The organism is Stenotrophomonas sp. GD03654, from assembly GCF_029845105.1.
Taxonomy (GTDB): Bacteria; Pseudomonadota; Gammaproteobacteria; order Xanthomonadales; family Xanthomonadaceae; genus Stenotrophomonas; species Stenotrophomonas africana.
In genome coordinates this window covers 16780-31855 of record NZ_JAOCLC010000013.1, presented here as the reverse complement: position 1 = coordinate 31855, position 15076 = coordinate 16780, and the positions used below count along the sequence as shown (strand labels likewise).

The 15076-nt window shown below is 67.3% G+C and carries 11 protein-coding genes and 1 pseudogene; 5 read left to right on the top strand and 7 right to left on the bottom strand.

Annotated features, from left to right (window positions below):
* Positions 1 to 111 precede the first annotated feature (111 nt).
* The 4 genes from N5J73_RS07380 to lpxH all read left to right on the top strand — a co-directional run bounded on the left by N5J73_RS07380 (position 112) and on the right by lpxH (position 5660).
* Positions 112 to 3036: a TonB-dependent receptor gene (locus N5J73_RS07380; protein WP_049447223.1), complete on the top strand. Its 2925-nt coding sequence runs from the start codon at positions 112 to 114 to the stop codon at positions 3034 to 3036.
* A gap of 144 nt (positions 3037 to 3180) precedes the next feature.
* Positions 3181 to 4326 carry a glycosyltransferase family 1 protein gene (locus N5J73_RS07375; RefSeq protein WP_049447225.1) on the top strand — a complete coding sequence of 382 codons (1146 nt, stop codon included), beginning with the start codon at positions 3181 to 3183 and terminating at the stop codon, positions 4324 to 4326.
* Complete coding sequence (locus N5J73_RS07370) at positions 4307 to 4846, top strand: phosphatase PAP2 family protein (RefSeq protein ID WP_049447227.1); 540 nt, start codon at positions 4307 to 4309, stop codon at positions 4844 to 4846. Before N5J73_RS07375 ends, N5J73_RS07370 begins: the two co-directional genes overlap by 20 nt.
* 67 nt (positions 4847 to 4913) lie before the next feature.
* Positions 4914 to 5660, top strand: a complete 747-nt coding sequence (lpxH, locus tag N5J73_RS07365) for a UDP-2,3-diacylglucosamine diphosphatase (RefSeq protein WP_049447228.1) — start codon at positions 4914 to 4916, stop codon at positions 5658 to 5660.
* 87 nt (positions 5661 to 5747) lie between these two features.
* Here lpxH and N5J73_RS07360 read toward each other — a convergent pair whose 3' ends face one another.
* Positions 5748 to 7001, bottom strand: coding sequence for a zinc-dependent metalloprotease (locus N5J73_RS07360; RefSeq protein WP_049447230.1), 1254 nt, complete (start codon positions 6999 to 7001; stop codon positions 5748 to 5750).
* A gap of 226 nt (positions 7002 to 7227) precedes the next feature.
* On the opposite strand from N5J73_RS07360, the gene N5J73_RS07355 reads away from it, so the two are divergent.
* Entirely contained in the window at positions 7228 to 8685 is a 1458-nt protein-coding gene (locus tag N5J73_RS07355; protein WP_049447232.1) for a DUF2235 domain-containing protein, read from the top strand.
* Between the two features lie 68 nt (positions 8686 to 8753).
* Here N5J73_RS07355 and N5J73_RS07350 read toward each other — a convergent pair whose 3' ends face one another.
* The 6 genes and pseudogenes from N5J73_RS07350 to N5J73_RS07325 form a co-directional block, all read right to left on the bottom strand.
* Positions 8754 to 9578, bottom strand: a complete 825-nt coding sequence (locus N5J73_RS07350; protein WP_049447306.1) for a ferritin-like domain-containing protein — start codon at positions 9576 to 9578, stop codon at positions 8754 to 8756.
* A 9-nt stretch (positions 9579 to 9587) separates the two neighbouring features.
* On the bottom strand, positions 9588 to 11054 hold the full coding sequence (purF, locus tag N5J73_RS07345; RefSeq protein ID WP_012510177.1) for an amidophosphoribosyltransferase: 1467 nt from the start codon (positions 11052 to 11054) through the stop codon (positions 9588 to 9590).
* Positions 11055 to 11084: 30 nt separating this feature from the next.
* Positions 11085 to 11865: pseudogene (locus N5J73_RS07340) on the bottom strand (CvpA family protein).
* Positions 11866 to 11911: 46 nt separating this feature from the next.
* On the bottom strand, positions 11912 to 12952 hold the full coding sequence (locus N5J73_RS07335; protein WP_049447303.1) for an SPOR domain-containing protein: 1041 nt from the start codon (positions 12950 to 12952) through the stop codon (positions 11912 to 11914).
* Positions 12953 to 13033: 81 nt separating this feature from the next.
* Positions 13034 to 14305, bottom strand: coding sequence for a bifunctional tetrahydrofolate synthase/dihydrofolate synthase (folC, locus tag N5J73_RS07330; RefSeq protein ID WP_049447300.1), 1272 nt, complete (start codon positions 14303 to 14305; stop codon positions 13034 to 13036).
* Positions 14306 to 14346: 41 nt separating this feature from the next.
* On the bottom strand, positions 14347 to 14991 hold the full coding sequence (locus N5J73_RS07325) for a histidine phosphatase family protein (protein ID WP_010483945.1): 645 nt from the start codon (positions 14989 to 14991) through the stop codon (positions 14347 to 14349).
* Positions 14992 to 15076: the final 85 nt, after the last annotated feature.

The following is a 15076-nucleotide window of genomic DNA, read 5'->3' as shown; positions in this document are numbered from 1 at the left end:
ATACGTCTCCGCACCGGTCTTCACTAGGTTCGAACGTCCACCATCGCGGTGGGATTGACGCAGCCCCGCCTGGCTGTGTTCCGAAGACTTCGAAGACCGAGAGAGAGACCCATGACCATCCGTATTCCCGAACTGGGGTTGGCGATCCGTCGTGCACTGACGATGACGGCAACCGCAGCACTGGCCACACCGGCACTCGCCCAGCAGGCACCAGAAGCCACCACGCTGGACCGCATCGAGATCACCGGCTCGCGCATCCGCCAGGTCGATCTGGAAACCGCACAGCCGGTGCTGACCATCAGCCGCGCCGACATCGAGCGGCAGGGCTTCAACTCCGTTGCCGACATCCTGCAGAACCTGACCGCAACCGGCAGCCCGGCCTTGAGCCGTGCCAGCCCGCTCAGTGCGGGCGAAGCCGCGGGCGGCAGCTATGTGAACATGCGCGGCCTCGGTGCACAGCGCACCCTGGTGCTGGTCAACGGCAAGCGCCTGGGCATGACCACCAGCGGGTACCAGGACATTTCCAGCATTCCCGCAGCCGCCGTCGAGCGCATGGAAGTGCTCAAGGACGGCGCCTCGGCCATCTACGGCGCCGACGCGATGGCCGGCGTGGTCAACATCATCACCCGCCGCAACGTTGAAGGTGTCACCGCCAGCGTCTACCACGGCCAGTACAGCGAAGGCGATGGCGCCCGTACCCAGTACGACGTGGTTGCCGGCTGGTCGAATGACCGCGCCTCGATCAGCGTCGCGGCCGAGCACGTCGAAGAAAAGGGTGTGTGGGCGAAGGACCGCGGCTTCAGCGCCTACACCTATACCGACCGCCATCCGGACGATGGCTGGACCACGGTCGGCCAGTGGGGGCGCATCGTCGGCTTCAGGGGCCCGGGCTGCAGCAGCGCCCGTGGCTGCAGCTATTCGCTCGATCGCGGCAGCCAGCCGGGCGGGCCGGACAGTTTCCACCTCAGTGACAACACGCCGTTCACCGGTGATGTCAGCAACAGCAACGAGCAGATGCACCTGCAGACGCCGATCAAGCGTGACTCGATCTTCGTCGACGCGCGCGTGGATCTGAACGACCAGGTCCGCTTCAATACCCAGCTGTCCTACAACCGGCGCACCACTACGCGCCAGGTCGCCGGCTATCCGTTCCAGTCCGGCGCAGCCGGCATCACGCCGATGTCCGCCGACAGCTGGTTCAACCCGTTCGGCAGCCACCACGGCTATGGCAACCCCAGCGATGTGCACTGGAACCGCCGCACCTGGGAGGTTCCGCGGGTCAGCACCAGCGAACTGACCACCTGGCAGGGCGTTGCTGCCTTTGAAGGCAGCTTCGAACTCGGCGGCCGGGATTTCGACTGGGAAACCGGCTACCAGTACAACCGCAGCGAGCTGACCCAGCGTGCCACCGGCAACCTGCACAAGCAGCGCGTGGCCGATGCCACTGGCCCCTCGTTCTTCAACCCGGAAACCGGCAAGGTTGAATGCGGCACCCCGGGAGCACCGATTGCCGGCTGCAAGCCGTGGAATCCGCTGGTGCCGTATGGCCAGGATGATCCCTATGGCCTGACCGGCAACAAGGAACTGCAGGACTGGTTGTTCCCCGAAGAACTCACTCGTGGCCGCACCACCACCCGCAGCCTGTTCGCCAGTCTCAGTGGAAGCCTCGCCACACTGCCCGCAGGGGAACTGGGCTTTGCCGTGGGCGCCGAGAGCCGCCGCGAGGACGGTCGTTTCATTCCCGACGCGCTGGCGCAGACCGGGGCCACCACCAACCTCGCCGCAGGCCCCACCGGCGGTGGCTACCGCGTCGACGAGGCCTATCTGGAGCTGAGCGTGCCGGTGCTGCGCGACCTCGCCGGTGCGCGCGAGCTGACGCTCAATGCAGCGACGCGCTACTCGGACTATTCCACCTTCGGCGGAACCCTCAACAGCAAGTTCGGCTTCAGCTGGAAGCCGATCGATCAGCTGCTGGTCCGTGGTACCTGGGCGCAGGGCTTCCGTGCACCGACCATCTCCAACCTCTACGGCGGCGGCTCGGAAACCTTCACCACCGGCTTCCGCGATCCCTGCGACAGCGTGTACGGCGCGGCCGCCAGCAGCCCGGAGGTGCGTGCCCGCTGCGCTGCCGACATCACCAACGCGGAAAGTTACCGCCAGCTCGGCCAGGGCAACGAACCGATCACCGGCAGCAGCGGGCAGACGCCGGTGCCCTTCACCAACGGCTCCAATCCCGACCTGAAGCCGGAAACCTCGACCAGCCGCACCCTGGGCCTGGTCTGGAGCCCGACATTCGCTGAAGGGCTGCACATTGCGCTGGACTGGTGGAAGATCCGCATTGAGAACACCATCGTCTCCGACCATCCCAACGCCATCCTCCGCGACTGCTACGAACTGGGCATTGCCGAGCGCTGCAGCAGCTTCACCCGTGACCCGGAGCTGGGCATCGTCAACAAGCTCAGGTACGGCAGTCGCAACAGTGGCTTCCGCCAGGCCGAAGGCTATGACCTGGAGGTCGGCCACAAGGTCGAAACGCCTTGGGGCACGCTGAGCGCAGACTGGAAAACCACCTATGTGGTTGCCGCGGTGGAGCGCACCACCAACGAGGCGGATGTGCCGCCGGTTCCCAGCAATGGCATCGCCACCGACGATGGCATCGGCTTCCGCGTGCGCTCCAACGCATCGCTGGGCTGGGAACGTGGCAACCTCGGTCTGACCTGGGGCCTGCGTTACTTCTCTGCGGTCAAGGAGCGCTGCCTGGGCGTTGATGAGTATCCGAACGAGTGTTCGCACCCCGACCAGCGCGCACCGTGGTTCAGCGGCACGCGTGATTACAACCGTCGCGGATCGGTCACCTTCCACGACGTGCAGGCGCGTTACAGCCTGCCGTGGGATGCGACCGTCTCGATCGGCGCCAACAACGTGTTCGGTCGCCAGGGACCGGTCATGTACAGCCAGCCGAGCTCCAACTTCTCCTACTACGGCGGCTTCGACATCGGCCGTTTCATCTACATGAAATACCAGCAGCGCTTCTGATCCACCGCCCTGCCAGCATTGCCCATCACGGCCCTCCGGGGCCGTGGTGGCGCATGGCCCGGGGGCGCGTCATCCGGCGGTCGCAAAGCGGTCATATCGGCTACATCGCCAGCACCGAGCATGCCGGAAACCCGGAGGCCCGCCATGCGCTATGCCATCGTCACCGAGACCTACCCGCCGGAAGTGAACGGCGTTGCCCTGACCGTGCAGGGGCTGGAACAGGGACTGCGCAACTCCGGCCACGAGATCGACCTGATCCGCCCGCGACAGGCCAGTGAAGCGCTGGACTCTGCAGCGGGCACCCTGTTGGTTCCCGGCGCCGCCCTGCCGCGTTACCCCGGCCTGCGCTTCGGGCTGCCGGCCCCGATCCGGCTCGGCCGCCATTGGCAGCAGCAACGCCCGGATGCCGTCTATGTCGCCACCGAAGGCCCGCTGGGCTGGTCGGCCGTGCGCACTGCACGGCGCCTCGGCATTCCGGTGGCCAGTGGCTTCCACACCCGCTTCGACGAATACCTACCCGACTACGGTGTGGCCTGGCTGCAGGCGGCCGCGATGCGCTGGATGCGTCGCTTCCACAACCAGGCCGATGCAACCCTGGTGCCCACCCGCGAACTGCAGCAGTTCCTCGGTGAACAGGGTTTCGAACGCGTACGCCTGCTGGCACGTGCGGTCGACAGCCAGCAGTTCGATCCGAGCCGCCGTGATCCGGCGCTGCGCGAGGAGTGGGGTGTGGACGGCAACGGCCTGGTGGCGATCTACGTCGGCCGCATCGCCGCGGAAAAGAACCTTGGCCTGGCGGTGAAGGCATTCCGCCGCCTGCAGCAGATCCGTCCCAAGGCCCGCTTCGTGTGGGTGGGTGATGGCCCTGCGCGCGAAAAACTGGCGCATGAAAACCCCGACTTCATCTTCTGCGGCATCCAGCGGGGTGACGCGCTTGCCCGGCATTTCGCCAGCGGCGACCTGTTCCTGTTCCCCAGCCGCAGCGAGACCTTCGGCAACGTGACCCTCGAAAGCATGGCCAGTGGCGTGGCAACCGTGGCCTTCGACTATGGCGCTGCCCGCGAGTACCTGCGCAATGGCGAAAATGGCGCGGCGGTGGACACCGATGAGCAGTTCATCGAAGCGGCCGTGCAGCTGGCCGCCGATGACGCGCAGCGCCAGACGCTGGGCAGCAATGCCGCACGCGCGATGAAGCGCCTGCATCCGCAGCAGGTGGTGGCGGAATTCGATGCCCTGCTGGCCGAACTGGCGCAGTCGCGGAGGAGCGGCCATGCGCACCACGCCGCTTGAACTGCTGGCCGACCGCGAAGCACGCCTGTGCCGGCGGGCCAACCACTACTGTCGCCGCCGCCGCGTGCGTCGCCTGTTCGCTGTCATCAGCCGGCTCGGTGATGGCGTGTTCTGGTATGTGCTGATGGGCGCGCTGGTGCTGCTCGATGGCTTCGACGGCCTGCGCGCGTCGGTGCACATGGCCGCCACCGGTCTGGCCGCGTTGCTGCTGTACAAGGGCCTCAAGCGCTGGACCCGGCGCCCGCGCCCGTATGCGGCCGACCTGCGCATCCGCGCGTGGGTGGCACCGCTGGACGAGTTCAGCTTCCCCTCCGGGCACACTCTGCACGCGGTGTCGTTCACCATCGTGGCACTGGCCTACTACCCGTGGCTGGCTCCGCTGCTGGTGCCGTTCACCGCCGGCGTCGCACTGTCGCGCGTGGTGCTGGGCCTGCATTATCCCAGCGACGTATTGGCCGCGACGGGCATCGCGGTGCTGCTGGCGTCGGCCAGCCTGGCTTGGTTGCCGCTGCCGGTGTGACCCCCGGGGTCAGATCCCTCCGGTAGCGCCGGGCCATGCCCGGCGGTGGATGCCCTAGAATGCCCGTATGACGACGTTGTTCATTTCCGACCTGCATCTGGACCCCAGCCGTCCGGAGATCACCGACCTGTTCCTGCGCTTCCTGCGCGAACAGGCGCCCGGCGCCGATGCGCTGTACATCCTCGGCGACCTGTTCGAAGCCTGGATCGGCGACGACACGCCCTCGCCTGCCGCCGATGCGGTGGCCGACGCACTGAAGGTACTCTCCGACAGCGGCGTGCCGGTGTACTTCATCCGCGGCAACCGCGACTTCCTGCTCGGTGAAGACTATGCGCGCCGTGCCGGCCTGCGCATCCTGCCCGACCCATGCGTGATTGACCTGTACGGTCGCCCGGTGCTGCTGCAGCACGGTGACCTGCTGTGCACGGACGACATCCCCTACCAGCAGTTTCGTGCACAGACGCGCGACCCGGTGTTCCAGGCGCAGTTCCTGTCGCAGCCGCTGGCCGCGCGCATCGCCTTCGCGCAGAAGGCACGCGACGCCAGCCAGGCTCGCCAGTCGGAAATGAAGCAGGGCGATCGTGCGCAGTTCGAGACCGTGACCGATGTGGCTCCGGCCGAAGTCGATGCCACCTTCGTGCGCCATGGCGTGGACACCATGATCCACGGCCACACCCATCGCCCGGCGGTGCACACGCTGCAGGCCGGTGGCCGCACCTGCAACCGCATCGTGCTGGGCGACTGGTACGAGCAGGGATCGGTGCTGCGCGTGGATGCCGGCGGCTGGTCGCTGGATACGCTCGCGCGCCAATGATGGATCGCAGGGTGCCGACCAAGGTTGGCGTCTACCAGGGCAGGTGCACACACCCGGGTAGACGCCGCCGCTGGTCGGCACTTGGCCTCAGCGGAAGGCCGCGATGGTGGCCTTGGTATTGACCAGCACGCGCTGGTTGTCGGCGGTACTGGCATTGCCCATCGGGATGCCGTTGTAGCTGATGTTCGGGTTGGACCAGTAGTTCAGGCGCGGGCAGCTACGGGTGCAGTTGTAGGCCATGATCGTGCGCCAACCGGTGCCGGTGGCTGGCTCGTAGCGATAGCCGTGGCCATAGGCGTAGGGCGAGGTGCTCGAGTCGGTGGCGATGTCATGCCGCGCGCTCTGCAGATGGCCGATCTCGTGCGCGAACGAGTAATAGCCGGTTGCGCAATCCCAGTACACCGCAGCGAACGCCGTCGACGCCGTCGAGCCGATCCCCGACGCCAGGCCGCAGTACGCCGTGTTGTTGATCAGCAGCACGCCCACGTCTGCCGTGTAGGTGTTTCGACTGGTGTGGATGCTGTCCATGTAGCCGTCGCTGGTGCCACGGAAGCGCGCGAGATCAGTATCGAAGCTGCCCGATTCGGTGTAGTTGGTGGTCTCGTAGCGGGCCAGTTCCATGGTGATGCCGACGTTGCTGTTGACATAACCCTGGTTGGATTCGGCCACCGCCAGCTGCACCAGCGACTGCATGTTGCCGCCATAAGCCGTTACCGCTGCATTGGTCGCAACCACCAGCACGCGGATGGTGGCCGGGCTACCGGACGAGGCCTGCGCGATGCCGATGCGATCGTTGTTGCCCATCGGGATTTTCGGCAGCTGGTTGTAGTCGGCCGGATGATCGGCAGGCATCCGCGATTCATCCACTTCCACCAGTACATGGCGGTTGCCCAGCGGGCGCAGGCGATACAGCTTGCCGTCCTTGCGGATCGAACCGGTGATGGTGTTGCCCGAGCGCACCAGGATCAGCGAATTGCCCGGATCGTCCTGGCCATTGGACGTGGCGGCGGTCAGCTTGTCCGAGGGTGAGCGGAACTGGCCGTACCAGATACTGCCGCCATCAGGCAGTGCTTCAACCTTGCTGCGCGCCGCCTGCACGCGCTGGCCAAGCAGTTCGAACTCCAGCTGCGGCTGCGCGGTGGCAGCAGCATCGACACGCACCTCCTGTACCGTCGCCGTGGACGGGGTGGCCAGCAGCTTGCCCAGCGCGGGCTCACTGTTGGCCGATGCCCGGCTGATGACCGTCACCGGCTCGAACAACGGTGCCGCGTGCGCGGCCGCTGCCACCGACAAACCCAACACCACGCCACCTGCCGCTTTGCCAATCGATCTGGACAACATTGCGTCGCTCCTTGAATGATGTGAACAGCGTTGATGCAGCACGCCCGGGGTTTGCCGGGTTTGGCCATATGGCCTGCGCGGGCCGTGTGAATTCAATAGAGGATGGGAATGAAAATCAGGAACTGTGATCCACCGCGTTTGCGTTAAGTAAGGTCAAAAGCGTCACTACACTTCGCCAATACACCGCTTTCGCGCTACCGTGACACAGCCACGACGGGACATGCACATGGCACCATCGCAGGACATGGACGAAGATGTCGGCTTGCTGCGGATCGGCCTGTTCTTCGATGGCACCCGCAACAACGCACACAACCTGGCGCGTGGTCGACCCCAGCTGCCGCAACCACGCCCAGCGCAGCTGCGCGCGGATGACGATTCGACCTACCAGAGCCGGCTGACCAGCAGCTACGACAACGGCCTGACCAACATCGCCCGCCTGCAGCAGCTGTATCCGGACAGCCGCCGCGATGCGATGGCCACGCCTTCGCTGTCGATCTACGTGGAAGGCGTGGGTACCCGCGATGACGCCGACGACGATCTGATCGGGCTGGCCTTCGGTATCGGTGCCAGCGGCGTGCGGGCGAAAGTGCAGCGCGCGCTGCAGCTGCTGTTGCCGGCCGCGCTAGCGGAACTGTCCACGCGCTGGCGGCAGCCGCTGCGTGGCGTGCAGCTGGATCTGTTCGGGTTTTCGCGAGGCGCTGCCGCGGCACGTGACATCGCCAACCAGCTGCAGGACTGGGACAGCGCGCACTGGCGCCAGCTGCTGCAGGTCTCAGGCCTTGGCTGTGCAACCGACTTCGCACCTGCCACGCCGGTGCTTCGCTTCATGGGTCTGTTCGACACCGTGGTCGCGGTCAATGGCGGCCGCGCTGATGAACAGCCACAACTGGCTCTGCGCAGTGGCATCGCCTCCCGCGTAGTGCAGCTCACCGCGCGCGATGAACATCGCCAGCACTATCCGCTGACGAGCGTGGCGCCGCCATTCACCGAGATCGCCCTGCCCGGTGTGCACGCCAACATCGGGGGCGGCTACAACCAGTTGGAAGAAGGCCCCAAGCTGCTCAGCCGCCCACGCCGCCAGCAACTGCGCCGCCCCGCCGTTGCCGACTACCAGATCCCGCCGCTGGCGATGCTGAAGACCACCACGGCCTACGCCGAAACGCAGGCCGATGCCGAACGCTGGCGCCAGCAGTTGGGCGTGGACGAAAAGGAAATCTGGGTGGATGTCTGGCACCAATGGCAACAGCAGCGTCGCGCCGGCAGCCGCAGCGTGCTGTTGTCACCGGTGCTGTATGTGACCGCCGCGGTGGTGCTGCGTCGGCGCATCGACTGGCGTTACCAGCTGATCGCACTGCAGGTGATGCAGCAGCAGGCCATCGATGCCGGCCTGCAATGGACTGCCAATGCAACCGAAGTGCCCGGCTGGGAGCTGCCGTCCGCCCTGCAGCCGATCGCACGGCGCCTGGTGGCCGGGCAGCCGCTGACGCAGACACAGGAGGCGCTGCTGCGGCGGCGCTACCTGATGCAGTCGGCGCACTGGAACTTCGATGCACTGGGCGACACCGCACTGACCTACGCCGCCGATGCCGGCGTCAGCGAACTGCCGTACCGCCCGGGTCCAGGCCTGTTCTACATCAACCGGCCGACGGTGGATGGCAAGCGCGTGGTGTTGCCGAACGCCTGAAAAAAGGGGACGGAGGGGATTAAGTCGTTTGTGGCACAAACGACTTAATCCCCTCCGTCCCCTTTTCTTCAACCGGCCTGTTCAACCAGGTTGGCGAGCTCATCCTCATCAAAGCCGGCCAGCAGGCGCGCTTCGATGTTGAACGGTCCATGCAGGTAGCCGCCGGCGTACTCCACCAGCAGTTCCTTGAAACGTGCGCGCGGCTCGACGCCGGCGCGATCGCAGTACCAGCGGTACCAGCGCGAGCCGGCGGCAACGTGCGCCACTTCTTCGCGCAGGATCACTTCCAGTACGTCGGCGGTCTCGCCATCGCCGACATTGCGCAGCTTCTCGATCATGCCCGGTGTCACGTCCAGGCCGCGCGCCTCCAGCACGCGCGGCACCAGCGCCATGCGTGCCAGACCATCGTGCGCCGTCTTTTCGCACATTTCCCATAGGCCGTTGTGCGCGGGGAAATCAGCATAGTCGTGGCCATGCGCCTGCAGACGCTCGCGCAGCAGCATGAAGTGCCGCGATTCGTCGTCGGCACAGCTGACCCAGTCGGCATGGAACGCTGGCGGCAGGCCACGGAAGCGATACACCGCATCCCAGGCCAGGTCGATCGCATTGAGTTCGATGTGGGCGATGGCGTGGATGAAGGCGGCACGCCCTTCCACCCCACCCAGTCCGCGCCGCGGCACTTCGCGCGGATGCACCAGTACCAGCTGCGGCGGCCGGCCCGGCATGCGGATCGGCTCTGGCGGCGGTGCATCGCCCGCCACCTTCAGGCGGCCGGCACGGAACGCGGCGGCATAGGCCTGGGTCAGCACCACCTTGCGCAGCGGGTCGGCTTCGGCCAGGCACTGCTGCGCAGCGCGCAGCAGGTCGCCACCAACGTCGGGCACGTCAACCACGCCTGGACCTCAGGCGCGGCGCTTGTGCTTGGCGTCGTCCGAACGCAACTGCTGGATGCGCTCAAAGTAGCCCGGCTCGATACCGGTCGGGTAGTGGCCGTTGAAGCAGGACGAATCGAAGTTGCGCAGCGCCGGATTGCCCTCGCTCACCGCTGCTTCCATGTCTTCCAGATCCTGGTAGATCAGCCAGTCGCAGCCCAGGTGGGCTTCGATCTCTTCCACGGTGCGGTTGTGCGCGACCAGCTCTTCGGCCGCCGGCATGTCGATGCCGTAGATGTTCGGGTAGCGCACCGGCGGCGCCGCGCTGGCCAGGTAGACCTTGCGCGCGCCTGCATCACGGGCCATCTGCACGATCTGCTGGCTGGTGGTGCCGCGCACGATCGAGTCGTCCACCAGCAGCACCACACGGTTGCGGAACTCCAGATGGATCGGGTTGAGCTTGCGGCGCACCGACTTCACGCGCTCGCCCTGCCCCGGCATGATGAAGGTGCGGCCGATGTAGCGGTTCTTGATGAAGCCCTCGCGGTACTTCACCCCGAGCACGTTGGAGATCTCAAGCGCAGCGTCGCGCGAGGTATCCGGGATCGGGATGATGGTGTCGATGTCGTGGTCCGGGCGCAGGCGCAGGATCTTCTCGCCCAGCTTGATGCCCATGCGCATGCGCGCCTTGTGCACCGACACGTTGTCGATCATCGAATCCGGGCGTGCGAAGTACACGTACTCGAAGATGCACGGGGTGTGCTCGGCCGGCTCGGCACAGATCTCCGAGAACAGCTCGCCACGCGCGGTGATCACCAGCGCTTCGCCCGGCTGCACGTCACGCACGCGCTGGAAGCCCAGCACGTCCAGCGCGGCCGACTCGGAGGCCACGATGTACTCATCGCCCTCGGCGTGGCTGCGCTTGCCCAGCACCAGCGGACGGATGCCGTGCGGGTCGCGGAAGGCGACCAGGCCCAGGCCCAGCACCACGCTGACCACCGCATAGCCACCCTTGCAGCGGCGGTGCACGCCGGCCACCGCGCGGATCGCGGCTTCCGGGCTCAGCTGGCGCTGCTGTTCCAGTTCGTAGGCGAACACGTTCAGCAGCACTTCGCTGTCCGAATCGGTGTTGACATTGCGGCGGTCCTGCTCGAACACCTGCTGGCGCAGGGCTTCGGTATTGATCAGGTTGCCGTTGTGGGCCAGCGCGATGCCGTACGGCGAATTGACGTAGAACGGCTGCGCCTCGTCCATGCCTTCCGAACCGGCGGTCGGGTAGCGCACATGGGCGATGCCGACGCTGCCTTCCAGTGTGGACATGGTGCGGGCATCGAACACATCGCGGACCAGGCCGGTGGCCTTCTGCACCCGCAGGCGGCTGCCGTTGACGGTGGCGATGCCTGCCGCGTCCTGGCCGCGATGCTGGAGGACGGTCAAGCCGTCATACAACTGCCCGGCGACGTTCTGGTTGCCGACGATTCCGACGATGCCACACATGGTGCGAGGTCTCCGCTGGGCGGTGCCCAGTTACAAGGAAGGTGGCCGTGCCTGGCCTTTAGTGGTCGCCGCGCCTGCGGTCGACGTTGGCCGGATCGCCCGGCTCGATACTGTCCGGCAGTGCAGGAGCGTCCGGGCGCACTTCGGCCGGATCGTAGGAGTCGCCCTGTTCCGCTTTCGCAGGCCGCAGCCATCCGCTGCCTGCCACTACCTGGTTGAGGATGCCATTATCGCCTGCCGCGCCCGGCTTTCCCAACCCGGCGCCTGTGTTCTTGCCCAACGCCATCAATGCAGATGGGGACAGGGCGTCGGTCGGCAAGGCCTTGGGCAGCAGATCGGCCCCGGGAACCTCCCAGTGCGGCAGTTTGCTGTTCATCCAGGCCACCGTGGGGTTCAGCAGCGGGCGCACCGCAGAGCGCTGCCACGAGGGCTCGGCGGTCAACGGGGTGAAACTGCCCAGCAGCAGCAGGATCGCGGCGATCAGGCCGCCCCGCACGGCGCCCAGCACCCCGCCCAGCAGGCGGTCCAGGCTGGTCAGCATGCTGCGGTGGACCAGGGCCTTGATGACCATGCCGATCACCGCGACCACGATCATCACGCCGATACCGACCCCCAGGTAGCCACCGACGAAGTGTTCGCCACCGGGGGCCGCCGGGGCGGCCCACCAATGGGCGGCATCATTGCCGAAGGCGAAGGCAGCCCACGCGGCCAGCAGCCACGACAGGGTGCCGATGACGATTCCCACGAAGCCGCGCAGCATCCCCAGCAGGGTCGAGGCGGCGATCACGATCAGCAGCACCACGTCGATCATGGCGCCCCGCTCCTTCGGCGGCGCTGGCAACGAGGCTGCGCGTGGGTCATGGGTGCGGTCGCACCATGCCGGCCACGCCGACCTTGGCGGCAACCTGCGCCTTCAGCTGCTCGGCATCGCCGCGGTTGGCCACCGGCCCGACGCGGACGCGATGCAGGGTGCCCTTTTCGGTGCGCACCTGTTCGACGAAAGCGCTGAAGCCGGCGGCGCGGACCTTGTCGCGCAGGGCATTGGCATCGTTGGCCTGGCCGAACGCGCCCAGCTGCACAGCAAAGCCGACGCCGCTGGCAGCCGGCGCTGCCGGCGTGGCCGGGGCCGTTGCCGGCTTGCTGGCGGTGGTCTCCGGCTTCGGCTCGGGCTTCGGGGTTTCGGGCTTCGGCGCCGGCTTCGGCGGCTCGGGCTTGGCTGCCGGAGCGGTCGCGACCGGCGTACTCGGCGGCAGGCTTTCGCTGCGCACCGGGTTGCTGCTGGCCGAGGGCGCAGTCGCTGCGGACGGGGTACTGGCGCTCGGCGCAACCGGTGCCGGGGTAGCCGCGACGGGAGCACTGCTGCCAGCCGACGCATCCAGGGTGATCACTTCGGCCTTCACATCCGCACGGATCTTCACCGCCTGCAGGCGGGCCGCCTCGGCCTGGGCACGGTCGGCATACGGCCCGACCCGCACACGCCATGCCTGACGGCCGTTGATGGTGGCGGTTTCAGTGAAGCCCGGCAGCTGCGAACGCTTCAGGTAGGCGATCACGGCATCGGCATCGGCCTTGCTGCCGTAGGCACCGAAGGTGACCGCATAGTTGCCGGCAGCGACTGCCGGCGAAGTATCCACGGTCGGCGGGGTGGCCGGCGTGGCCGCGTCCTGCAGCGGCTTGGCCTGACCGGTCTGCAGGCCGGTGGCACCGCCTGCCGGGGCGACCAGCGGCAATTCGCGGGTTTCGAACTGGCCATCGGCGGGCGCATCCGGCGCGGCGATCGGCACATTGGCCACACCGCTGTCGGGTGCGGGTCCCTTGACCAGCATCGGCAGGAAAATCACGGCCAGCGCCACCAGCACGATGGCACCAATCAGACGCTGTTTCAGAGGCGTATCCACGTGAGGCAGGCAACTGTCCGGAGGTTGCCGTCGATTATACGGGTGCCGGACCGGACGGCGTCGGCGTTGGCTGAACGCGGATCAGGCGTCGCCCTGCAGCCATTGCAGGGCTGCAGCGGCGGTATGGAACGAGCCGAATACCAGCACGCGGTCGCCGCGCTCGGCCTGGGCCAGCACCTGCGCCAGTGCCTGTTCGACGGTGTCGGCCAGCGGCGCCTTGGCCGCCGCCGTGCCGGTCAGGCGCGCCTGCAGCTGGGCGGCGCTCTGCCCACGCGCGCCATCCAGCCCGGCCAGGGTCCACTCGCCCACCACATCCTGCAGCGCCTGCACCACGCCCACCGCGTCCTTGTCCTGCAGCGCGGCGTACACCGCCAGGGTGCGGCCGGCTGACACTTCGGCCTTCAGCGCACGCGCCAGCTGGCCCGCCGCCTGCGGGTTGTGGCCCACGTCCACACGGATCTGCACGCCATCCCGTTCGAATGCCTGCATGCGGCCGGAAATGCGCGCTGCCGCGATCCCGGCGGCCCACGCCGCACGCGGCACCGGCTTGTCCAGCGCGCGCAGAGCGGCGATGGCGGCGCCCGCATTGGCCAGCTGGATCGGGCCGGCCAGCGCCGGGGTCGGCAGCTCCATGCGCAGGCCGACATCCCGCCAGCGCCAGCGCTGGGCATCGATCGGTTCGTAGAAATAGTCGCTGCCGCCGCGGATCGCGTTGGCACCCACCAGATAGGCACGCGCCAGCACGCTGGACGGCGGATCGGTCTCGCCCAGGATCACCGGCTTCCAGCCACGGATGATGCCGGCCTTCTCGGCGCCGATCGCTTCGCGGTCCTCGCCCAGCCACTCGGCATGGTCGATGTCGACGGTGGTGATCACCGCCACGTCGGCATCGACGATGTTGACTGCATCGAGGCGGCCGCCCAGGCCCACTTCCAGCACCGCCAGGTCCAGCCCGGCGTCGGCGAACAGCTGCAGCGCAGCCAGCGTGCCGTACTCGAAATAGGTCAGCGTGATCTCGCCACGCGCGGCCTCGATGGCGTTGAACGCGGCGACCAGCGCCGCATCGTCCACGTCCTGCCCGTCGATGCGCACGCGCTCGTTGTAGCGCAGCAGGTGCGGCGACGTGTACGCGCCGACCTTCCAACCGGCAGCACGGCCGATGGCCTCGATGAAGGCGACAGTGGAGCCCTTGCCGTTGGTGCCACCGACCACGATGGTGCGCCCGGCCGGCGCGCCAAGACCCATCGCCGTGGCCACGGCGCGCACGCGCTCCAGGCCCATGTCGATGGTCGCCGGGTGCTGGCGTTCAATGTAATCCAGCCAATCGGCCAGGGTGGTCGGGGTGTTCGTCACGGCAGTGCTTCCAACAGGTACAGGTGGTTCGGTGTGGCGGGTCAGAGTGCGCGGTGCTTGGCTTCGCCGAAGAACGGCGTGTGGTGGGCGCAGTCGTTCAGGCGCACCACTTCCAGGCTGTCCAGATCGGCGCCTTCGAGCAGGTTGAGCGTGGTCGGTGCCTGACGGAAGGTCCACAGGCGGGAAATCGGCAGGCCCAGCACCTTGCACAGGATCACGCGGTTGACCGCATCGTGCGCAACCACCAGCAGAGTGTCGTGCTCGCCGAGGCCTTCGGTGGCGCGGGCCAGGCCGCGCCAGCTGCGCTCCAGCACCAGGCGCAGCGATTCGCCGCCGGGCATCAGCACCGTATCCGGCTCCTCGCGCCAGGCCTGCAGCCGCGAAGGATCCTTCTCGTTGATTTCGCTGGCCAGCAGCCCTTCCCATTCGCCGTGGGCGATTTCCTGCAGCTCCGGCTCGGTCAGCAGCATGTCGGCGCGGGCGGCGCCGAGCGCCAGCTGCGCGGTGCGCTGCGCGCGCGACAGCGGCGAGGCGACGGCACGGGTGATGTCCACCGAGGCCAGGCGGGCGCCCAGTGCCTGGGCCTGGGCTTCACCGATCGGCGAAAGCGGAATATCGATCTGGCCCTGGTAGCGGCCTTCGGCGTTCCACGGCGTTTCGCCGTGACGGGCAAGCAGGATGCGCATGCGTGCAAGGGGTCCTGGGGGGAGGAGGTTTCCGCGTTTCGTTCACATCCTGTGAAGTCCGCGGAACAGGGATGATACCTGTTCG